Origin of the sequence: Sphingobacterium siyangense, assembly GCF_007830445.1 — a bacterium.
Classification (GTDB): domain Bacteria; phylum Bacteroidota; class Bacteroidia; order Sphingobacteriales; family Sphingobacteriaceae; genus Sphingobacterium; species Sphingobacterium siyangense.
Map to the genome: position 1 here is coordinate 1 of NZ_VLKR01000028.1, position 23113 is coordinate 23113.

The following is a 23113-nucleotide window of genomic DNA, read 5'->3' on the forward strand; positions in this document are numbered from 1 at the left end:
ATTCATAGGGACTTCTGAAAATGCAGTGATGATCCAGATCTGAACTTCACTCATTAGCATATTACTGTTAAAATACTTGCAAAAAAAGGCCAAATATGACTGGAACCTGTCCAATCTGGTCGCATTCATCAGAATGAATATCTTCGTGAAAATAAACATCTGGCAATGGATAGATGATCCCTTTCTCAGGCCGCCTATAAAAGGAAAAAAGGGACAGCTAAAGATCTTCGCAGATTGAAAAATAGGGGTCAATATCGAAATGATGAAAAAAGCTATGCTTGTACCATAGAAATCCAATCCTAAAATTTATTTAGGACACATATGATTGCAGGTAAAACAAAATTCTTATGTTTAAATACCAATGCGCTGGAATCAGATTACTCCAATCCCGTTCCCGACTTTTCATTTATTGAGCAAGAGCGCCAAAAAGATATCACACGTTTTGAACAAACAGTTGTCGTCATGCATGCCAGACCCACATCCGATCAGTTCAACAACAATGTAGCTTCGGTCTTCCAATACAGTATAAAACAATTCCCCAATCTCCTTTATTGTACCAATGGCCACGATCATATCTATCAAAAAGAAGATATTTTTAAGGATGGTATCATCTATTACGGTACTCCCAATATCGGTAAACGTCAATTTCTAATTTTTACAATCACTAAGGACCACTATACCCATGAACTTGTTTCTTACTAAATCAAAAATACGATTTTTCGCGCTTGTTACCCTTTTCTTTTCAGTTCACAATATGGCTCAGGCTTCCGAACACCAATATCTCCCAGGAACAAGCTTGGCTGGCAACAAAACGGACACCCTCCAGGAGAATAACATCACAACGGACAGCATCAAAACGGGAAACATGAGCACTAAAGAACTAAAAAAAGCCGCCTTTAGCCTTGTTCCATCAAGTTATATGCTTCAATACGCAGGATCCATAGGACTGCTTTCTGCCGGAACAGGCTGGGATTATGGCCGACACAAGCAGTGGTCGACAGATTTCCTGCTTGGCTATGTACCAAAATACGATACAGACCGGGCTAAACTTACCTTAACGCTGCGTCAATCGTATACCCCTTGGGAAATTAAACTCAGTGAACAGTTTACTTATCATCCCTTGCGTACCGGCGCTTATCTCAATACGACCTTGGGTAAACAATTTTGGTATAAAGAACCTGACAAATACCCGAATAGCTATTATCGGTTTTCGACCAGGCTACGCATCAATATCTTTGTAGGACAGGACTTCAGCTATAAAATCAAATCCAACAGTTCTTATTTTGAAGGCATAAAATTCTATTATGATCTTCATACCAGCGATCTTTACCTCGTTAGCGGCGTACAGAACAAGTATCTTAAATTTGATGATTACATTGGACTCGCCCTAGGTGTCAAGCTACAGATTAGGCGAAAATAATGCGCAAAAAAGGCTAGATCGATATCGATCTAGCCTTTCTGTTAAAATACAATCAACGCACTAACTTATTTAAGGTATCATTTAAACAAAAGCTACGGTCAAAACGTTTTAGAATTTACAGTCTGTACGTTTAATACCCCCTCTTTTAAACCTTTGCATTTCGCCTTTATCTGAATCTTTCCCGATTTTTCGCCTGCCTGAACAATCAAGGTAAGCTGTCCATTGAATAAATGCATCTGCGGTTTGTGAAAAGCTTCTAGATTTGTTGGATCACCGTTAGCCAAGGCTTTAAATGTACCATCGCCAACTACGTCAAATTGGATCAGTTCTGCGGCCCGTGGGCAGAGGTTCCCCGCTTTGTCCACTGCTTTGACACGGATGTAGGCTAATGCACGGCCATCAGCAGAAATGGAATCAAGAACTGCATCCATTTCAATCCTGAAGGGTTTTCCCGCCGTACGGATTATTTTTTCGGCCGCTGGTTTTCCAGATTCATCGTAAGCTACGACTTTGACTTCTCCGGGTTCGTATACCGTATTCATCCACATGAGGCGGTAACGCTCCTGTAAAGAAGCCTTACTCTTGCGCTGTATTCCCTGACTTTTCCCATTGATAAAAAGTTCGGCACTTGGATAATCTGTATACACGAAGACAGGGGTTTCTTGCCCCACACGCTCAGGCCATGTCCAATGTGGAAGTATATGCAGGGTATGCTCATTTCTATTCCATAAACTTCGGTACAGATAATAACGGTCTTTGGGAATGCTTGCCAGATCAATAATACCGAACATGGAACTATGGTTGGGCCAGGCATCGGTATCATAAGGGGAAGGTTCGCCAAGATAATCAAAGCCTGTCCAGACAAATTGCCCCATGGTCCAATGATGATCTTCCGCCAGGGCAAAATCCTCATCCGGAAGGTTGGACCAAGAGCAATATTCCATATCGTAAGAAGACGACTGATGATCGGAATACAACATATCACCTTTTTTTAGCACCGGAAATTTATAAACGCCCCTCGAGCTCACTGTTGATGCCGTTTCCGAACCCAACACTAGATTTTGGGGTAATTTGGCATACGCCTCTTCGTAACGGTGCGCACGATAGTTTAATCCCGGAACATCCAACAGACTAGCAAAACCATTTTCCAGCACACAGCTTACCTGATCCATACCGCAGGTCACTGGTCGGGACGGATCCTCACGATGGCATATATCCTGTAAAAACGAAGCTACTTTATAGCCTTCAGCACTGCATTGTGTGGGCACTTCATTTCCAATGCTCCACATCACGACAGCAGGGTTATTTCTAAAATGATGGATCATGTTGACCATATCCCGTTCGGCCCAATCCGCAAAAAATCGATGATATCCATTTTTACATTTCGCAATATCCCATTCGTCAAAAGGTTCAATCATCAGCATAAAGCCCAATTCGTCACATAGGGCAACCAATTCCGGAGCTGGCATATTATGTGCCGTACGAATGGCATCGCAGCCCATATCTTTGAGTAATTCCAATTGATAACGAAGAGCCGAAACATTGATTGCAGCCCCCAATGGTCCAAGATCGTGATGATTACATACCCCCTGAAACTTTCGGATCTTTCCATTTAACATAAATCCCCGGTCGGCAATAATACGTACCTCCCGAATCCCAAAACGGGTTTCAAAACTGTCTGTCAATTTACCGTCTACAAATACTTGCGTGGAGGCCCGATACAGATTTGGATGTTCGGGGCTCCAGAGAGCAGGGTTTATCACTTCAAGATTTTGCACGAAAGGCTTGCCATAATTTAGTTTTTGTTGGTTTTCCTTCTGCGCAACCACCTGTCCCGCCGCATCCAAAATCGCAGTTACCATTCGTACCAACTTGCCATCAGCATTCTTCAAACTGGTTTCAAGCTTAACTGAGGCTAGACTGTCCGACACAAAAGGCGTCGTGATATACGTCCCCCAAACAGGTACATGGATCTTCTCCGTCACGATTACATGCACATTGCGATAAAGTCCTGCACCGGGATACCAGCGTGATGACTGTGCTTTATTTTCCAACCGCACAGCAACCGTATTATCCATCCCGTCCTGATGTAGAAATTCGGTCACATCACAATGAAAAGCATTGTAACCGTAGGGCCAAAAGCAGGCTTCCTTTCCATTGACATAGACCCGGGCTTCACTCATTGCACCATCAAATTTCAGGACCACGCGTTTATTGACGGGGTCGAATTGTGGAATATCAAAGTTGGTACGATACCAACCCACCCCCACATAAGGCAAACCGCCAGTACGGCCCGTTTTTACTGTTGCCTTTTTCTCTCCATTTTGTGTCACTGCAACATCCTGCAGATCATGTGATCGATCAAAAGGCCCAAAAATAGCCCAATCATGCGGTACAGTGACCTTCTTCCAGGCCCTATCATCTAGTGCTACTGATTCCCCATGAACAACCTCACCCTGAAAAAAACGCCAGTTTTTCTCCAACAAGAAGGATTGGCGTGCAGACTGTCCGTACGAATTGCCCGGAACAAGTAGGAATAAAAGAAACAAAAAGTAAGTCGTACGCAGTAATCTCATCATCAAATCAGGTGTTTATAGTCTACAGTTCAATTTTTTCATTGTCATTCAGCGGTTTAAATATACCTTATTTAAAAGCATTCAATGCTTTTGTTGGGCGCCCATTATTGTCAAATGCACCTAGGGTATAACCATTCCACCCACCATACGCCAAAGGCTCCCAATAGAATATACCCAGTACTTTCTGATCGGGCACACTATTGACCGCGTTGAAAAGATCCTTTAACCATATTTCAGCACTATCTGCTTCATCCCAGCTCATCCCCACCTCGCAGATCATCACTTCCGAATTGTATCGGGCAACCATATCTTTGATGTTACTGATGCAGGCTGCATTGCGCTCTTTCCAGTTTGCTGGAGTCGGGTAAAGTGACATGCCAATCACATCCCATTTCCCACCGTTGTTTTTCAGACCATCGAACATCCAACGAAACAAGTTATTGTCAAATCCATTGTGCAGGTGTACGATCACTTTTGCTGCCGGAAATACTGCTTTTACCGCATCATAGCCGGCATTATTCAATGTGGCATAATTAGCCATACTGACAGAGGCTTTTCCATCTTCCCAAAGCATCCCATTGCCCGTTTCATTACCGACCTGCACCCATTCAGGTGAGATACCGCTATCTTTTAGCAATTGAAGAACCTCCGTTGTATGATCACTAACAGCCTTCTTTAAACCATCAAACGATAAACTCTTCCAAGCTGCAGGCTTTGTCTGCTGTCCCGGATCCGCCCAGGTGTCACTGTAATGAAAATCCACCATAATACGCATGCCCAGATGATGCGCACGACGAGCTTTGACCAGTACATCATTCTTGTTGCACCAGCCTTGCTGAGGATCTACCCAAACACGCAATCGTACCGCATCCATGCCCAGTCCACGCAAGATTTTCAGCCCATCCACTGCGCTGCCTCCTGCATTAAAAAATTGCACACCTGAGGCTTCCATTTCAGTAATCCAGCTCACGTCCGCACCTTTTGCCAAATGTGTTTTAGGTACATCCACCTGAAGATTATCTTTGTCGTTGCAGCCAGATAAGCCCAAACACAAGCTTATCAGGGCCAACATTATTTTTATTTTTTTCATCCGATTATTTCATTTAAGACCCCGTCCCTATCTATATTATTCCACATGATATTTAAATTGTTTTGGATCGCTTAGATCAAGAATCAAGGTATGTGTACCGATCTTATTATAAGCGAAGCCAGTTCCATCGGCCGTATACAAGGCACAGTTTCCATCGCCCTCTGCTGCGCCAAAAAACCAAGTCCAGCTGCCATTGATCAATACCTTAATTCCCCATTGTTCAGCTACCGTTGTCGTGATGGTTGCTTTCCAAACCTTCGCCGTCTGGTCATATACCATTGGTGTTGCTGTTGCACTCCAACCATTAAAATCGCCCGTTACCGTCATGGATTCTACGGAAGTTTCTTTCCAGGCCAATTTATTGACATCGGCTGTCAAGTATAAGTATCCACCTTTACTCGTCCAGCAATTCCAGCGATCAGCTCCGCTATACAAGATATATTGGCTACCATCCAGGGGATAAGAACCATAGATGAGCGGTGCACTCGCACTTTCCGCATTGGTTAAATAGAAGTTGTACCATTGGTCGAGACGCACAAAACCATCGTAAAAACCATCTTCCTTTCTCGAACACAGTTTCCATGGAAATTGCGTAAACTCTTTATTTGATAGATAGAGATAGGCAGCATCCTCAACGGGCTGGTAAGCGGTGACAGTCAGGGCGATCACATTGCTGTAGAGCCAATCTGTATTGGTTCCCAATCGTGAAGCAATACGGACATAAAACACATTCTTTTCATCAGGCAAAAATCCCATTCCCGTGACAAGGTTATTCAATTGTTCATGCGTATAGCTGAGCGAGCTTGCAACCTGTTCGATACTTTTGGAGACAGCAGAAAAAGATGGATCAGCAGCAATTTCTATTTTATTTTTTAAAGCCGACTGCGCCATTGGTTCATCGCTGGCCAAAATCGCCTCATCCCAGACAAGCTGCAGGGCCACGGCCTTGCGATCAGTAGATTTTAAGACCAGTTCTGTTGTACTGCTATACAATACTGCAGGTTTTATCCCACTGACAGCCGGTGTTCCACCCTCCTTTTTACAGGCAACGAAAAGCAACACCAGGATATAGAGTGTCAATTGTTTCATATGTATCATTATCTTTAAAAGTCCATATGGGAATACCTGGATACTCTTCGCAGCATATGTGCTTTCAAATAGCCGTATATCTCCATAGATTTAGTTATTAATGCCAGCCACCGCTAGTAGCCAGGATTTTGGATCAAATTCGGGTTAGCGCTCATATCAGTGGTTGGAATCGGATACAGATTGAATTTCGCATCCACAGAGCGGCCGTTCATGTCACCGCCTTTCCATTGCCAGAGGTAATCGCTGCCGGTAAATTTCCCAAATCGAATCAGGTCTGTGCGACGCGTACACTCCCAAAACAGTTCACGCCCGCGTTCTGCGAGGATAAAATCCAGTGTTAGCTGCGCCTGGTCAATGGCTCCGGCCGAACTACCATACCCCCGCTGACGGATACTGTTTACCAACCTGATCGCTTCCTGTACACTTCCTCCGCCACCGCGCAGTACGGCCTCTGCATACATTAGATACACGTCGGCCAAGCGGATCATCGGGAAATCAGTACTTACCAAACCTTCATCTGTGGTATAGGTGCCATCATCTTTCAAATTTGTAAACTTAACAAGCCCATAGCCCTGGCTCGAGGCAGCGGGATCTTCGACATCCAGGGACTGGCCATTTTTCCAAAAATCACCTCTTTTGTCTTCCACCTGAAAGAGTGCCACAAATTCGCGAAGTGTACGAAAACTATTCCAGCCGGAAAGCACACCGTAATCCGATGATTTCATGCTCCCAACAATAGGGCCGTTGACAAGATAGGTTGTCGCTCCCCAAGTCGTTGTATACGCTACATCGGCCTCTATCGGGAAAATAATTTCATTGGTCCGCTTATCATTATCAGCATTAAATACCTGCTTATAATTCGCATTTAAGGAATATCCGGCATCAATCACTTTTTTCGCATAGTTCAGGCATTCGGCATTACGTGCTGTGCCCGTATAGACCTGCGCATTCAGATAATTCTTGGCCAATAGGGACCAGGCGGCAGCACGGCTTACCCGGCCATACTCATTTTGACGTGCTTCCGGTAAGATCGTTTCGACCTCTGTCAATTCTTTTTCAATAAATGCAAAGAGATCAGCCCGTGTCATCCGTGGTGGAAAAAATGCAGCTACCGGATCCTTTTCAGTCACAAAAGGAACGTTCCCATAAAGGTCCATGGCATGACTATAGGCCAATGCACGCAGAAAACGCGCTTCGGCTGCGAACTCCAAAATTTGTGCCTGCTCGGCCGAATTAAAAGTCGCCAGCTTCTCTGTTGTTGCATTCCGTAGAAATTCATTACAGATGGCTACCGTATAATAGATCCGATAATACATGGCATTGACCCAGGTATCGGAAGCTCCCCAGGTCATATACTGGATATCGGTCATATTGTCGCCTCCTGCCCATGTATAGATCACCTCATCAGTCGGTACCTCCTGCAAGTTAAAGTACACCCGAAGGTACCCCCAAGAAGCCGTGCTGCCCGCCATATCCGGATCGGCATCACCACGTCCATTGCCCGCAACGGCAAATGAGGCATACAATTTAGCAAGCACAGCCCGGTAACCATCCACAGAGGTGTATACCGACTCCGAAGTAGTTTCTACAGTGGGATACTGGTTTAAGTCCTTTGTACAGGATTGCAGCAATGCGATTAAACACAACAATCCAAAACAATATCTTTTTATATTTTTCATCGCTATATAAGTTTTCTTTTTTGAGGTAGCCATTAAAAATCCATATTGAGACTCAAGGAGAAAGTTCTTGAGCGTGGGTAGAACGAACTGTCGAAGCCACTCGGAACCTCAGAGTCCATACCGCTATATTTGCTCACAATAAAAATATTCTGAGCTACCGCACCCACACGTAGATTGGAGATCTTACCCACCTGACCAAAATTATAGTTCACCGACACGTTTTCCATCCGAAGGAAGGAAGCATTTTCGACGTAAAAATCCGAATAATACTGTCTGGTCTGAAACTGGGTATTTAAGTAATCCCGGTGTAAGTTGTTGATCGATGCATCCACATATTGAACTGTTTCCCAAGCACTAAGATTCATTTTGGTATTATTGAATACGTAGTTACCCAAATTTGCGCGTAGTGTCGTTGCTGCTGTCCATTTTTTGTAAGTTAACTGCGTATTGAAACCAAAGAGCCATTTTGCCGCGGGCGATTGATAGCGATACAAGTCTTTTTCGTTGATCGCTCCATCACCATTCAGATCCGCATATACACCTTCGAGCGGCTTGCCAGCCTCATTGTACAACTGTTTGTAGACATAAAACATGTAAGGCTGATACCCCGTTGTCAGAATCTGTATACCACGGCCACTGACATTCGGTCCCACATAAGTTCCTATGGCATTCGCATCCTGCACCAAAGCTATATTGGTTACTTTTGTATGCTGATTAGTCGCATTGAAATTGACTTCCCAGCGCAAATTATCCTTTTGTATGGGCACGGTATTCAGTTGAAATTCGAAGCCACTACTTTCAACATTACCTACGTTGATAGTCGCGTTCTGATCAAAATTGGTTCCTGCGGCTACAGGCACATTGGCCAATAGATCATGTGTTTTTCTTGTGTAATAGTCAATTGCACCAGACAGCCTGTTTTTCCAGAAAGCGAAATCCAGGCCGTAGTTAAATGCTTTGGTCGTTTCCCAGCGTAAGTCCCGATTGTAAACCGATGGTCTATACACCAAATGGTACTGATCGCCGAAACGATACTGTGCATAGGCTGTTCCCAAATTGTATACCGGCAAATATTCGTAATTTCCGATTCCTTCCTGCTGCCCTGTAACACCGTAACTCGCCCGGAGCTTTAGATCGTCCATGAAAGAGATTCCTTTCATGAAAGACTCCTGCGAAAGACGCCAGGCCAAGGCGACTGACGGAAATGTTCCCCAGCGGTTTTCGGGACTGAATCGGGAAGTTCCATCCTTACGGACCGTAGCGGTCAATAAATAACGGCTATCGTAATTGTAGTTGATCCGTCCGTACCAAGAAATCAGGGTATGTCTTTCGTCAGATGCAATAGCAGTCGAGCGTATATCACCAGCTTCGTTATAGTATACGATAGGTGGCCGTCGGGCACTCCAATATTGATAATCGTGGCCTGCTGTCACGTCAATTGTACTTTTAATTTCCGGGAAGAACTTATTATAGTTTAGATAGCCTGTAAACAATTTATTTTTAAGCGTCTGTTCATAACGGTCAAAAGCGCCTCCGATCGTAAAATTATTGGCCGCACTTGCCGGAATAAGATTCGATCCATTCCCTTTGGCATAGTCATATCCGAGTGTTACGTGCGCTTTCAATTCAGGCAGCAGATGGAATTTATAATCGAGGTCAAGGTTACCCACGGCTCTATTGACTGTACTACGGTGTTTTTCCTGCTTGAGCAATCCCAGTGGATTGAGGTTTGCACCTGTTGCCGGAAGACCCGCATTATCCAAACTCTCGTAATAGCCGCCATAAGCATCTGCCCCAGAATAAATCGGTTGCGTAGGATTAAACGCTACAGCAGACCATATCGCATCGGTATTGGCAAATGCGTTGTTGTTATGGGCACCTTTAACATTTAAATTTACGGTCAGGTGTTTATTAAAAAAAGTGGGATTTAATACCAAAGCGCCCGTCACGCGCTCCGTTTTGTCGGTACGCAAAGTCCCTTGCTGATTATAATAGCCCACCGATGTACGAAAAGGCAAGGTTTTACCGATCTTTCCCTGTAGACTTAAGTTATTATCCGTCCCCATGGCATCCTGAAAAACCTCAGACAGCCAATCTGTTGAGGCATTGCACAATAATGCCTTTTGGGCAGTGCTCCCTTTGGTATTGATGAGCGAGGCAAATTCATCGCGCGACATCATATCAGCCACTCCCATAGCCTGCTGCATGGACACGATTGAAGAGAAAGAAAGCCGTAAAGCATCTCCTTTACCCTTCTTTGTTGTTATCAATAATACCCCGTTTGATGCTCGGGATCCATATATTGCTGTCGATGACGCATCTTTGAGCACCGTCATGCTTTCGATATCATTCGGGTTGATCAGACTTAGAAAATTGCCACTATTGCCACTAATACCACCAGTCTCTAGCGGTACCCCATCCAATACGATCAATGGATCGTTGCTGGCACTCAAGGAGGCTCCCCCACGGATACGTATCGTACTCCCGGAAGAAGGAGAACCGCTGTTGGACATCACCTGCACACCAGCTGTTTTTCCATTGATCAGCTGTTCGGGAGAGCCGACAAGTCCACTGTTAAAATCCTTGCTTCCGACCGTGTTTACGGCACCGGTTAGATCCTTTTTTGTTGTGCTACCGTAACCTACGATGACGAGCTCTTCCAGCACATTTCCCGCAGGCACCATACTGACATCCACGGATGTTCCCCCTACCACCGTCAAGGTTTGGCTACTGTAGCCTACAACAGAAAATAGAAGTTGGGATTTACCCTTGGGCAATGAGATACGGTACGAGCCATCACTCGCTGTTGAAGTGCCCACCGTAGTTCCGGCCACCAATACAGTAACACCTGCCATCACCTGCCCTTGCTCGTTGCGGACCACCCCACGGACATCCTGTTGTTGCATCGACCCGATCCACTTGCTTTCCCCTTTCGTTGCAGCATAAAGCTGCGTTTCCCCAAGACAGGATAGCAAGGACAAGCCCAATAAACTTGTTTTAAATGCAAAACCCTTCATTGTTTAAAATTTAGATGTGTTTATAATTGTTTTCTTTCCCTTTATTATATTTTTTGTACTCCTTATCGCTTTATTTAAGCATTCCCCTAAAAAACGCCGCCGTTTTTTCAGGTCGTCGTCCTGCTCCAAACCTTGATCCTTACAGCCTGACGGATTATTATCCATGACCTAATGATCCGTGGAATTATGCAGCTGTATCGCTATTCGAGCCATATCGCAGCTATGGATAGTACCACCCCTTCCATCTTTTCGCCTGAAACGATTAGTTTTTCGATCTCCCTTTTGTCAAATTGAGCCTGAACTGTAGGTTTAAAAAACCGTTCAAGAAATACAGGATAAGGAGCAGGTAGCAAAGCCGTAGGCACAAGCTTTAAGTCGGCTAGATCCATACGGACCAAAGATTCGCCCGATGTCCCAATAGCTATGTTTTCCACATAGGTATACCCTTTTTTTGTAACAAACCCAGCATTCAGTAGCGGATTCCCGCCCTCATGTTTCAAGAGTATACAGAGTTTTGTGGCAGCAGCGATACCCGCAGGCCGTTCAGCAATTGTCGATTTGATATCTTTTACCCAAAAATACTGTACCCCAGAATCCTTAGCATGAAAAGTATAGGTCCAAAAAGGAACTTTACTGAGATCATGATGCTCCCGTTGCGCAGTCATGTAAGCCGTTTCTGGAATAGCGAAAGTTTCCAAAGAAGAGACTTTGGACAAGGACTCAAAAAGCCCTATAGGCGCCCGCTGCTCATTTAAACCCACCGTCCAATAACTATTGACACGATAATTCCAATCCAGCGGTGCTCCAGTCTGATTATCAGGATAGGTAATTTTTTCACCATCCACAAACACAAGAGCTGTATATTTCAATTCATTGCCCACGAATAAGGATGCCGGGACATCCGCTTCATAGGTACAGTTATCTTTGGAGATCAACTTGATGTAGGGATTATGATCTTTCCAAAACGAAACCTGATCCGTTTGTAGAATAATGGAATCGGGCTGTTTTTCAAAAACATAACGGAACTGCAATTTGGTAGAGCGCCCTTTTTCCAATACTTTGGGCTGCTGGTGTATCAATAGAGGTAGCTTCAGCGCTTCAGTTTTTGGCGCGTAATATTCGCCCAAATAGCCATTTTTCCAGGGCGAGGAAGCTAGCCAGCTATTTTTCAGCTGGATATTCTTACGCTTTAACAGATATACTCCAGGCTTAACGCTAAAACTTGTTTTAGCAACTGAAATAGCTTCATCGGTGTCATTTTTTCCTACCAGTGACCGGACGGTAAACAGGTCGCCTAGATCAGGAATCCGAATATCGATCATCTGTGACCGATACAGGATATGTACCACCTCCCGATCGAGCGATGGCTTAGCAAAAGGATCAGCGATTTTTTCTGCATCCGGCATAACCTCCAAACGCCATAGACCATCTTCCAGTCGATCTAAAAAATAAGCACCAGATCCACGGTATTCCACCACAGGTGATGAACCATGACCGGCAATATGTTGCAATTTCGTTGGATTTAAAGGCCTTACTGTCGTATTATTGGTGTAAAAATACTTATCCTGCGCATTCATCACGGAGAGATCCTGCTCATAACTGACGCTAAAATCGCCAAATAGGGTGTCTTGAGGATACTGTTCAAACTTTTTATTTCTTGGTATCGTATAAGCTACCTCCGCAGCGATCATGGTACTCAGTGCTTTTGCCGGGGTATAAGCCAAATTGAGATAATGTGTCTGATATTCGGTATTGTAGGCTGCAATATCCATCGGATCGTAAGCAAACTGAGTGATCCACTGAAATCCCGCCGAACGAAATGTGCGGCTCATTGCGGGATGCATGTAGCTGTAGAGATTATCAGCAGGATCATATTCGTAAACCGCCTTCGCTTTGTTGGCGAAGCCTGTCAAGTTTGAAAAAGGAATGTCGTACTGATCAATGTAAGGAAGAAAATTCCCCTGACGTTCCCGTCCAGCAACCAGTCCCACGGGATACCATTGATAAGTTGTGCCCTGAATATCAGCATCAAAATAAGCCTTAACATGTTCCATATTATGACTTACATTGTAGAAAATCGGTTTTTTATTCCCGCTTTTCTTCATGGCCTTCACCATTCGACCGATATAGTCCGATGTTGTCTGAATGGCACCTGTATGGCAAGGTTCATTATTTATTTCAAAGCCTATGATGTAAGGGTCCGTCTGATAAGCATTTCCGGTATACGGGTTGACATGATGAAGTAACTGGGTAATGTATTTTTCTTGAGCAGCTATCGCCTGTGGATTAGCATGAACCGCACACTTATCATAATGATACGTAAATGCATCTGTATTTATATTTCTTTCAGGATAACCATTACCAAAATTGGTCATTCCCGTAATCAGGATCCTAATTCCCCTTTCCTGAAGTTTAAAAAGTAGATAATCCAATAGATCAAGGTGTTCATTGCTGATCAGGTTACCATTTTTATCGGAGATTTCTACATCCCAAATATGGATACGATAAGCATTATATCCCAAACGGGCGAAGTGGTAAACGTCCCGATCAATAGCCCGCTTTCGATCGATGCCTTTATCGTGTAAAGCCCGAAAGGCATGGGCAAAAGGAACGGTATAATTGACGCCATAAAATGAAGCTTCAGCTTTGGAGTCGGACCAGCGCATGACACCTTCACGGTCGACAAAAACGGTAGGGACCTTTTTAATAGCCTTCGATTGAGCGTAAGAATTGACATAGCCCAAAAGAGCAAAGCAGCATAAAATAATTACACGCATGGATTGTATCGATTTATAATTTTTTGGTTATTACTCTTACAAACCTATCAAACGTGATTATTTTTTAAAGCCACATATCGGACAAAGAACAACACAAATTGGACATTCCCAACCACCCAAAACAACAAACAATACTAACAATCAACCAATTACAAATAACCTTCCATATACACCTTTGGTGACATCCCAAATTCCGATTGAAAACATTTTGAGAAATAAGAAGCATTGGAGAATCCGACCATATACATCACCTCGGAAACGGTAAACTTTTTTTGCTGTAATAACAGCGCTGCTTTCTTGATACGAATGCTGCGTATATACTCCACCGGTGTATAGCCTGTTAGTTGCTTAATTTTACGATGGAGTTGTCTGGCGGCGACATCCGTCAGCTCACTGAGCCGCTGCACCGAAAATTCGGAATCGTCTAAATTTTCTTCGATCAGCTGTGTCACATTGGTCAGAAATTTTTCATCCGGTGAATGTACAGCTATTGCTTCTGTGGGTTTACTGATTTCGTCGATACGCAATTGAGCGACAATCTTATCTTTCCTATCCAAGAGCTGCAATAGCTGTATCTGGAGCAAGTCCAGATCAAAAGGTTTCGCCATATAAGCATCTATGCCGACGGCAACCCACTCGCGTCTGATCAGCTCATCGTTTTGTGCTGTCAGCAAAATAATCGGAATGGTTGCCGTCACGATATTTTGTCGTAGTTTTTTCACCATTTCAATCCCCCCCATATTGGGCATCATGGCATCCGTGAGAATAATGTCGGGCACAAAACTATGTCCGTCGATCAAGCGTAAGCCCTCGCTACCATCACTCACAATGCGGCAATCGTAATGTGGCTGCATGGCATTTCGTAAAAAATCAGCGAGTTCGGCATTATCTTCGACGATCAGTAGTTTTCGTTTAGCCCCTACCGGTATGCTATCGGTCGCATCCTCATCGTTTACATGGTCATGTTTCCAACTAAGCGTTACGGCTGTGCCATTTTGATCGCTCGCTATATCAACGGTCCAGCCCAACTGTTCACAATAACTTTTGACAAGGTACAGACCAACGCCCGTGCCCTGTACAGCACTCACTTCTTTCAGGGAAGAACGATAGAATTTGCTAAATACATAAGGTAGGTCTTCAGGTGCTATACCAATTCCCGTATCCCGAACGACAAGCTTGACATCTGGACCAATTCCTTTCAGCCGCAGTTCCACGCCACCCTCCGGACGATTATACTTACAAGCATTAGCGATGAGGTTGTTGAGAATCGATCCCAGTTTGGCTACATCGGTCTGTATAAAAAAGCTCTCTACATCGGTAACAAAGCCAATATGGACGGTACTGTACTCAGGTATCTGCTGCCAGTCAGCTATAATTTGTCTGCTATAGGCGACCAGATCCACCTGAGAGGTAAGCAAGCCCTGCAAGGGCGTCTGCTGCTGCTCGACCTGATCAAAAGTCATCAATTCCTGAATGAGATGGCTTATTTTTAAGGCATTTCGATGAACACCGTCCAACTGCTTCTTTTTGTCACTGTTTTTTGTCTGCCGCATCATTTGGCTGACAGGAGCCAAAATCAGACTTAGCGGGGTTTTCAGCTCATGCGACACAGCTGTCAGGAAGTCCATTTTCATCTTTGTGAGCTCAAGTACCTTCCTTCGTTCGCGCCTTTCCCATTTTAGCGTACTGCGAACCCTGAAAAAATTGACAACCCAAAATAGCAGGAAAATAACAATGAGGGCGTAAACAGTTTTGGCCCAATAGCTTGCATACCATGGATAACGGATCTGAATATGGTAGGTATAAATCTCCGACACAACATGACCGGCGACATCCACTTTAGCCAACTGAAGGTCGTAGTTACCCGAACTTAAGTTGGACAGAAGCACTTTGTTATCACCCCGTTCCATCGGAATCCAGGTTTCATTTTTTCCTTTAAAAGCATAAGCTAGGCGATAGCCCAAATGATTCCCATAATCCAAATCGGAAAATTCAAGCCGGAGGTTATTCTGATCATGCGCCAAAGTGATCTCGTTTTTATACCGTAAGCCATAGTCGTAATTACCGAAACGTTCATTATTGACATACATTGCGGTGAGCACAATCTTTTTGGAACCATCCAGATCCGCTAGCTCATTTTGCGCGGGCAACAGGACCACCTCATCAATTCCGCCCAGCACCACTTGTTCCCGCTCGGCATCGTAGTACATTGAGGATATTCTTTGTCCGTATCTTAACAATTCAGTTTTTAAACTCTGCTTATTAACCTGCCACACGCCAGTACTCGTTGCCAGCCAGATGCTTTCTTTGACCTCAGCCATGGCAGTTACTTCTCCTTTACCAACAGGATCAAAACGAACCAATGTATTTTTCCCATCCGGAGCAATACGCCTCAATTCGCCATGTTCCCCTACCCACACCGTTTGCTGCCCATCCTTCAGCATAAAGGTCGCCTGATCCAATGCATGCCCTGCGCTGTCTTTAATCTCCGTTATTTTCCCTGTGGCCACATCAATGCTACTGATCCCCTTATTATAGAACAGCGCTAAGATCTTCCCCCTTCCATTGTCAACGATCTGATTGGCAAAATCTTCCAGAAGACCGTCAGCTTTACTGAAATTACGGCTTGCTATGACCGGGCCCGTCGCCTCCAATAAACGGCTTCGGTTGACGACAAATATTCCCCCCATATAGGAGGCCACCCAGAGATTATCTTGTCCATCTTGCAAGATGTCGTACGACCATTTCGCATTTCGTCTTCCACTGGCATCGACAAGTGTAAAGGTTTTAAACTGTTTCGTATGTGCATCAAACACATTGACGCCACCGTCGGAAGCTATCCACACCAATCCCGTATGATCCTCAAATATATCCCGGATACGGTTGTGTGCCAGACGATAGGTCTTGGCATCCATACGGTACCAGCTGCTTTCCGTATTTTTGTCGTCCAGCCCACGTACACGAATCAAACCATTATCGCCTCCCAACCAATACCAGCCATTGCGATCCTTGTTAATTTTATAAAAACGGTTGCCATCGCTGCTCGCTGTCAATTGATAGATCGGCAGTATTTTTTCCACCTTGCGGTTGGACCATAAGGAAAATCCCAGATCGGTACCCAGCCAGATATTTTCCGACCGATCCTTAAAGATACTCCACACGATGTTATTGGCCAGCGAGTTTCTATTGCGGGAATCATGTTTGATCCGTTTGACCAACTGCTGATCCAGCTGATACGTAAAAAGACCATCATCCGTACCGACAAGCAAGGTGTTGGAATCTTTGGAAGCCATCGCTTTGATGGGATGATTTTGTAGTACCGGAGTTTTCTGAAGCGTATGGTTCTTCGTATTATAGCGATACAGGCCATATTCTGTTCCAACATAGGTACTTGCTGATTCCGGAATAGAGAATATAGAATTCACAAATTGATTACTCCCCGGCCTATAATCTGGGAGCGGTAGAGGCACAATATCTTTTTTTGATGGATTTAATTCAAAAAGTCCATTATACGTACCGATTAAGATTCTATCGCCCACCTTTTCCAGTGCATACACGGCGGTTTTTGATTTGTTCTTTGGAAATGAATTCTGATAATCGATAAGTTTACGTGTCTTGGTATTATAGCAATACAAACCACTTATTGAACCGATCCACAAGGTATCTCCAACAAGGAGCAAAGACCTGACATCTCCAGGTCCCCCTGCCGGAAAAGATTCAAATCGGTCGAACTGATAGTTATAGAGCAGCACCCCCTGCCCTGTCCCCAATGCGAAATGTTTATTATCGATCAGTGCAATGCAGTAAACGAAAGTCTGAAAAGGAGATTTGGTCCCCGTGAGCGGCTGCAGCGCATAGCCATCATAATTAAATAAGCCATTGTTACTTCCGAGCCAAAGCATCCCCAAGCTATCCTGTGCAAAAGAGTGGACTGTATTTGCATTCGTTCCCAAGGAAATATTGCGAAAAGAGGGATAATCCAGCGATTGCCCGAAAACAGCCGTACCCACGAAGGAACAGACAAGTAACCAATAGAAATAAAGAGATTGCATTTTTTATAAGCGCTATACCACAAACTTAATTATTTCAAATGGAATACCACTTATTCAATCAATCGCCCCAAGCGGAAATAGCATCCTGTAACAGGAGTTGAATAACCGCGCGATGGAAGCAATCGAATTTGGTCGCGCCTCTCCTATCGTCGTCAGCAAATTAATACATGAATTAATATCCCAGTTTTGCCAAACGTGCATACATCTCCACAAAAGCGCATTGATCTAACAGCCACCTGGATTTTTGCTTTTTCTCCAAAGTCCAGTCGACATCAAACAGTCCGTCCTGATCCCTCATCTTATACCATGCACGGTCTAGGTTTTTCGCAAAAATATCAATATAGGTTCTATTTCCGTCCTGTTCAAATAAACTGATATATCCCCTCATCATTACAGCATGGAACCATAAGTTACTATTCTTTAACATTGGAAAAGTATCTTGGTCCGTGGTCTGAAAAAAATACGCTAAACAAGCTTTTGCCAGCTCTTGGGCATCAATCAGATATTTTTTTTCCTTGGTAAGCTTGTAAAGCAACGCTGCTGCTTGCAACATCTGTCCGGAATTATAGGAATACTTGGCCTTACCAATATTTCCATTGAGCTGAATATTATCCCAATAGAGTTTATCCGTTGGGTCTTGCAGACCTGCCTTTGTCCACGCATAGAGTTGTCGCGCTTCATTCAGATAGTCTCCCTCTTTAGTAGCTTCAAACAGCTTTAGTGCAAATACTGCCGCAGGAGCATTGGAACAGGTATTTTTAGATTCTTTTTTCTGTTCACACCAATAGATCCCACCACCGAGCTTGTCATCCGCACCACTTTTTACAAAAGCCCAGATCTCTTTCGCATGCTTAAGATAATCGACCTTTTTTGTCTGCAGATAACTATCGGCAAAGTCAATACCCAACCAGACGTTATCATCATAAAACCGGTCTGATGGCGGAGCAGAATTGATATAGGAAGCATAACCAACGGGCTCTCTGGAATGATCCCTATATTCCATTAATCCTGGCAGCACGCGTTGGTCCAGGATCTTTTGGTAAAGCGCTTTGTTCTTTGGTAGTTCCATCAATGTGTTTACAGCGGAAAAGCTTCCGGAGAATGGCCATAGGTAAGCATATTTCTTTTGCACGGTCGCCTGTTCGGGATTATCAAGATAGTCCGCTTTAAAGGTTTCGTCGAAGGGATATTTCTCAGTCAACAGTTGATTTTTGGTATTTCCATACTTAGCGTAAATAATAGCTAACGTTCTTTGGGCACGTTCGGCAGACTGTCCTTTATTGAATTGCCCATAGCCTGTTAAATAGCATAAACCCGACAGCAGCACAGTTGTCGTTATCTTATAGATTTGTCTCATCAGCATATGTATTTTAAGAAGCCTTCGAAACCTTTTGGGTCACGAAGGCTTCTTTGTGTTCATTCCATTATTTTAATTTATTTTCATAGCTTGCTAATCCTTCAAAAAGCATCGCAGCACTTGCATAGGCAGTAATTTCACTATTGCCAATAGGTGGTTGCGCCCAGGACGGACCAAAGAACAGCGTCGGTAGACTTGTTCCCTTGGTCCAGGCAATTTTACCATTATTGACCAAAAATTTCTCAAACTTACTGCGGTAGGCTGCATCAATTCCTTCCTGACTTAAATAGTCTACAAAATATCGTATAAATATCCCTTTAAACAATGCGCCGTCGCCGCTTCCCTCGTCGCGCAAAATATTATTCCCGCCATCGATACAACGTGTGATTGTGTAATAACTAATTTTTTGCGCATCAACCAGATAAAGCTGATCTTTAGTAATCTTAAAAAGCTCCACTGCGGTACCAAGGAACGTCCCCTGATTATAAGTCAGTGTTGTCATATCCACATTACCTGTCTGACCATTAATATTGTCATAAACAGCGCCCGTTGACGGATTGTACAGTGTTGCTTTTTGCCATTCGTAGATCTTCTTGGCCCAGGTCAGGTAGTTTTCATCTTTTGTCAAACGATATAGTCTAGCTGCCAGAATACTAGCTGGCCCATTCGAGCAAGCATTTTTGCTATAGCGCATATCTTTCTTCCAAGCCAATCCACCGCCTGCATATTGCTCATCCCATGCGCCAGCAATATCTGTCCATAAAAGCAATACCGTGTCGAGGTATTTTTGATCCTTGGTAATTTCATATAAGCGCAATATGGTCAGTGCATTCCATTCCATGTCATCATAGAATACGTTATAATAAGTATTGCCATTTTTGATCTTCACACCTTCAAACCATTTGCTGAAATAGGCACTATATCTGCTGTCCTTCGTTCGTAGATAGGCATCGATAACAACATCCATCGCATGTGCATTGGGCCAATATTGAAATCCCAGATCGGATTGATTGATCGCATTGTTGAAATACCCGGACTCATTCCAGAATCCGGCAATCATCTTATCGGAAACCTGCGTTGCAATACTTGTCCAGCTTTGCTGTACAGTGTCGTCATAGGGGTAGCTGTCCTCAATCTTGGTGCATCCTAAGAGTAGAAACAATAGGGATGACAGTATAATCATTTTATTCATAGGGTCTCCTCCTTTAATTTGGTACGACAGTATGCGTATAGTCTTTGTCGCCTTGTAAAATCATCGATATTTTTGTTGGATGGCCGTCTACTGCATCCGCAAATTTCCATTTATCGTCCCATTGTGAAAGATTGGGCAATATTCGGACGAAATAATAAGAAGGAGCTGATGAACTATTGGGCGGACTGTCCGTCCCGTTTTGAGTTCCCAGCTGTAAGGTCTCAGCCTTTCCGGCCTTGACGGTTTCCATCTGGAACTTATAACGTTGGTCACGGCCCCAACTTTCCTGTTTAAAATTGATGATACCAGTTGCAGACCAAATTCCCTTACCTTGATAAGGTAGATCCAGCACCACAGCTCCGGACGGAGAAAAATAAACGCCCATGTTTTTGATCTCTGTGTAAGTAACTGCTGCCACATTGAAATCAATTCGAATACGATATACTGCCGTCTTGGCAATGCTGTTACTTCCGGTTTCACCTTCTTTTATTTTGGTTTGATCTTCCGAATAGAAAACACGCCCCTCAGCAGACTTGCGATCCGTAAAGGTGTATTTTTTTCCGGCTTCCAATTTTGTAAAGATCTCATATTCACCATTACCTACCAATTTAAAAGGTAAAGATGCGGCAACATCCGTTCCACCCTCAGTCGCCTCTCCAGTGATAAATAATTCATCGGGGATCTCCGCAAAGCCTTCCAGTGTTTTGATATTCAACACTTTCTTTGCTTTGCTCAATACCCGTTTCATTCCACGGATAGCATATACGGACCAGATCACATCGCCGCTCTCACCAGGGTTAATCCCAGCTTTCGTTGCTACCTGATTCAATATTTTGTGACTAATATTGGCGCCGTTTGAGTTTCCATTATTATCCGACGTGACTGTATAAAGAGGTTTGCTGAAATCGCCATCAAGCTTATCAAAAACAACTTCATATTGCGCTGCCCCACCGTCGGCCACCAATGCCGACTCCCATTCAAAATAGAGCGCGGCGGAACTGGAACTTAATAATTTGACAGCTTTTCCATCTGCAGGGGCATATAGGTTCTCAACAGCCGACACCTCTGCGTCGGCGTATTTCATATCGTCTTTTTTACAGGAAACGATGCTCGCAGCCAATGCGACCATTGCTATAACTTTAAAATACCATTTCATGTCTATATCATTAATTTATGGTTCGAAACGTACATTTTTTTAATGCGCCGTTTGCGCTAGTTTTTTAATTAAATTTAGTTTGAGTAGCCCTGATTGTTAGGCAATAAATTTTTATTTAGATCGATCTGGGTTCGTGGTATCGACCAGAGATAATCTCTACTTTCATCAAACCGGCGGATATCCAGTTTGATATTACTATTGTTACCACCATATTTAGCACCCAATACCTGGCCGTCCAAATAGGTTTTACCAGCTTTCCAGCGCATGATATCATAGTAACGCAATCCCTCAAGAGCAAGCTCACTTCGCCGCTCATTTCGGACAATTGTTTTTAGATCCCCGGTAGTCGGAAAGTCTAACGCTTTTGATGCTTCAAAACCAGCCCGCTGACGAATAGGTCTGATCGTCATATCCCACACTGCTGCATTGAGTTGTCCCAGTGCTTCTTTTGCTTCTGCATACATCAATAAGATATCGGCGTACCGAAACATGATGATGTTCAATCCAGCATCGTATTTTACCGTTGCTGTTACATCGTAGTATTTCTTTACGTAATACCCTGTGGCGGAAGCGTTGGCACTTGCACCCTGATATTCATCGAGCCGTTCCTTATCTGTTGTACCAGAGCCGGGTTTGATAAGGATCTTACGTGTTGTACCGTCAAAATCAGTCCATTGCCCACCATGAAAAACGATGGTTGCGGCCATACGTGGATCGCGGTTGACATAGGGATTATTGTCGTTATATTGCGGATCCGTAGCAATGGTATTTCCACCCAGTGTCAAATAATTATCGACCAGACTTTGTAATGGTGCATAACCGTTTAAACGTGCTTGAGCAGAGATTGGTGCTGCATCATATAACTTATTCCAGGTTTTTAATAAAGGTACATAGGCATAATCCAGAATAACCTCTGAATTATATTCATTAGCTGCAGTAAACAGCTCCGGATAACTGCGGAATAATGCGTAAGTGCCAAATTCCGTTTGTTTTTTCATCAGATTTTCACAGTACTCCACTACTTTATTCCAGTTGCTTTCATAGAGGTATGCCCGAGCTTGAAAGGCTGAAGCGGCGCCCTTGGTAATCCGGCCGCGGTCGTCTGCCGGTAAACCATCTTTGTTTGGTAGATCGGCCATGCATTGATCCAACTCCTGATGGATAAATGCCATAATAGTCGCTTTTTCTGTCCGTGGTAGAGTCTTGGACTCTTCCAGCGAGATATCTTTCGTAAAAAAAGGCACAGCGCCATAGAAATTAACAAGTCTAAAATAGAGAAATGCACGGATAAAGCGCACCTCGGCGATACGGCGTTTTTTGAGTGCCGCATCCATTCCAGGTACACGCTCCACATTCTCTAGATAGACATGGCAGGTCTTAATACCACCGTAGAGATCGGACCACTCTGCTCCAAAACGGCCCAGTGTCGGATCGGCGGTTCCATTGCGGATTGCACGCTGGTCTGTGTTTGAGCGCCCCTCAAAAATATTATCACTCAGGGCTTCATCATTCCACATACGATCTGCTGAATACAGCTGATTATAGGCCATATTGACCATTTTTTCGGCATTGTCTGCGTAGTCCCAAAAATTTTCATCGGTAAAGCGATCTGTTGGCAGCGTATCCAACTTATTACAGGATGTTAATTGGAGAATTGCCATTAAACTCAAGCCTCCTACAAGTATCTTATATAGTTTCATTACATAAA

Annotated in this window: 13 protein-coding genes; 2 read left to right on the forward strand and 11 right to left on the reverse strand. The window is 43.9% G+C overall.

Going from position 1 to position 23113, the window contains the following annotated elements; all coding sequences use genetic code 11:
- Positions 1–321 precede the first annotated feature (321 nt).
- Complete coding sequence (locus IQ31_RS20630) at positions 322–702, forward strand: hypothetical protein (protein WP_088162356.1); 381 nt, start codon at positions 322–324, stop codon at positions 700–702.
- Complete coding sequence (locus tag IQ31_RS20635) at positions 683–1420, forward strand: hypothetical protein (RefSeq protein WP_145329758.1); 738 nt, start codon at positions 683–685, stop codon at positions 1418–1420. Before IQ31_RS20630 ends, IQ31_RS20635 begins: the two co-directional genes overlap by 20 nt.
- A 98-nt stretch (positions 1421–1518) precedes the next feature.
- On the opposite strand, the gene IQ31_RS20640 is transcribed toward IQ31_RS20635, so the two are convergent.
- From IQ31_RS20640 to IQ31_RS20690, 11 genes are all read right to left on the reverse strand, one after another.
- On the reverse strand, positions 1519–3999 hold the full coding sequence (locus IQ31_RS20640) for a glycoside hydrolase family 2 TIM barrel-domain containing protein (RefSeq protein ID WP_145329760.1): 2481 nt from the start codon (positions 3997–3999) through the stop codon (positions 1519–1521).
- A 64-nt stretch (positions 4000–4063) separates the two neighbouring features.
- A complete protein-coding gene (locus tag IQ31_RS20645; RefSeq protein WP_145329762.1) occupies positions 4064–5086 on the reverse strand; it encodes a glycoside hydrolase family 53 protein in 1023 nt (340 codons plus the stop codon).
- A gap of 36 nt (positions 5087–5122) precedes the next feature.
- Complete coding sequence (locus IQ31_RS20650; RefSeq protein ID WP_158638936.1) at positions 5123–6175, reverse strand: DUF5111 domain-containing protein; 1053 nt, start codon at positions 6173–6175, stop codon at positions 5123–5125.
- Between the two features lie 113 nt (positions 6176–6288).
- Complete coding sequence (locus tag IQ31_RS20655) at positions 6289–7854, reverse strand: RagB/SusD family nutrient uptake outer membrane protein (RefSeq protein ID WP_145329766.1); 1566 nt, start codon at positions 7852–7854, stop codon at positions 6289–6291.
- A gap of 32 nt (positions 7855–7886) precedes the next feature.
- Entirely contained in the window at positions 7887–10871 is a 2985-nt protein-coding gene (locus IQ31_RS20660) for a SusC/RagA family TonB-linked outer membrane protein (RefSeq protein ID WP_208734335.1), read from the reverse strand.
- A gap of 200 nt (positions 10872–11071) precedes the next feature.
- Positions 11072–13648, reverse strand: a complete 2577-nt coding sequence (locus IQ31_RS20665; RefSeq protein WP_145329768.1) for a glycoside hydrolase family 5 protein — start codon at positions 13646–13648, stop codon at positions 11072–11074.
- A 149-nt stretch (positions 13649–13797) separates the two neighbouring features.
- The gene (locus IQ31_RS20670; RefSeq protein WP_145329770.1) at positions 13798–17700 is read right to left on the reverse strand and encodes a hybrid sensor histidine kinase/response regulator transcription factor; all 3903 of its coding nucleotides are present in this window, start codon (positions 17698–17700) and stop codon (positions 13798–13800) included.
- A gap of 172 nt (positions 17701–17872) precedes the next feature.
- Complete coding sequence (locus tag IQ31_RS20675) at positions 17873–19057, reverse strand: glycoside hydrolase family 76 protein (protein WP_145329772.1); 1185 nt, start codon at positions 19055–19057, stop codon at positions 17873–17875.
- A 67-nt stretch (positions 19058–19124) separates the two neighbouring features.
- The gene (locus tag IQ31_RS20680; RefSeq protein WP_145329774.1) at positions 19125–20249 is read right to left on the reverse strand and encodes a glycoside hydrolase family 76 protein; all 1125 of its coding nucleotides are present in this window, start codon (positions 20247–20249) and stop codon (positions 19125–19127) included.
- A 13-nt stretch (positions 20250–20262) separates the two neighbouring features.
- Positions 20263–21405, reverse strand: coding sequence for a SusE domain-containing protein (locus IQ31_RS20685; protein WP_075993610.1), 1143 nt, complete (start codon positions 21403–21405; stop codon positions 20263–20265).
- Positions 21406–21479: 74 nt separating this feature from the next.
- On the reverse strand, positions 21480–23105 hold the full coding sequence (locus tag IQ31_RS20690) for a RagB/SusD family nutrient uptake outer membrane protein (protein ID WP_145329776.1): 1626 nt from the start codon (positions 23103–23105) through the stop codon (positions 21480–21482).
- Positions 23106–23113 lie beyond the last annotated feature (8 nt).

Coding starts and splice junctions, on each gene's coding strand:
- IQ31_RS20630 (WP_088162356.1), top strand. CDS start 322: ATGATTGCAGGTAAAACAAAATTCTTATGTTTAAATACCAATGCGCTG.
- IQ31_RS20635 (WP_145329758.1), top strand. CDS start 683: ATGAACTTGTTTCTTACTAAATCAAAAATACGATTTTTCGCGCTTGTT.
- IQ31_RS20640 (WP_145329760.1), bottom strand. CDS start 3,999: ATGATGAGATTACTGCGTACGACTTACTTTTTGTTTCTTTTATTCCTA.
- IQ31_RS20645 (WP_145329762.1), bottom strand. CDS start 5,086: ATGAAAAAAATAAAAATAATGTTGGCCCTGATAAGCTTGTGTTTGGGC.
- IQ31_RS20650 (WP_158638936.1), bottom strand. CDS start 6,175: ATGAAACAATTGACACTCTATATCCTGGTGTTGCTTTTCGTTGCCTGT.
- IQ31_RS20655 (WP_145329766.1), bottom strand. CDS start 7,854: ATGAAAAATATAAAAAGATATTGTTTTGGATTGTTGTGTTTAATCGCA.
- IQ31_RS20660 (WP_208734335.1), bottom strand. CDS start 10,871: ATGAAGGGTTTTGCATTTAAAACAAGTTTATTGGGCTTGTCCTTGCTA.
- IQ31_RS20665 (WP_145329768.1), bottom strand. CDS start 13,648: ATGCGTGTAATTATTTTATGCTGCTTTGCTCTTTTGGGCTATGTCAAT.
- IQ31_RS20670 (WP_145329770.1), bottom strand. CDS start 17,700: ATGCAATCTCTTTATTTCTATTGGTTACTTGTCTGTTCCTTCGTGGGT.
- IQ31_RS20675 (WP_145329772.1), bottom strand. CDS start 19,057: ATGAGACAAATCTATAAGATAACGACAACTGTGCTGCTGTCGGGTTTA.
- IQ31_RS20680 (WP_145329774.1), bottom strand. CDS start 20,249: ATGAATAAAATGATTATACTGTCATCCCTATTGTTTCTACTCTTAGGA.
- IQ31_RS20685 (WP_075993610.1), bottom strand. CDS start 21,405: ATGAAATGGTATTTTAAAGTTATAGCAATGGTCGCATTGGCTGCGAGC.
- IQ31_RS20690 (WP_145329776.1), bottom strand. CDS start 23,105: ATGAAACTATATAAGATACTTGTAGGAGGCTTGAGTTTAATGGCAATT.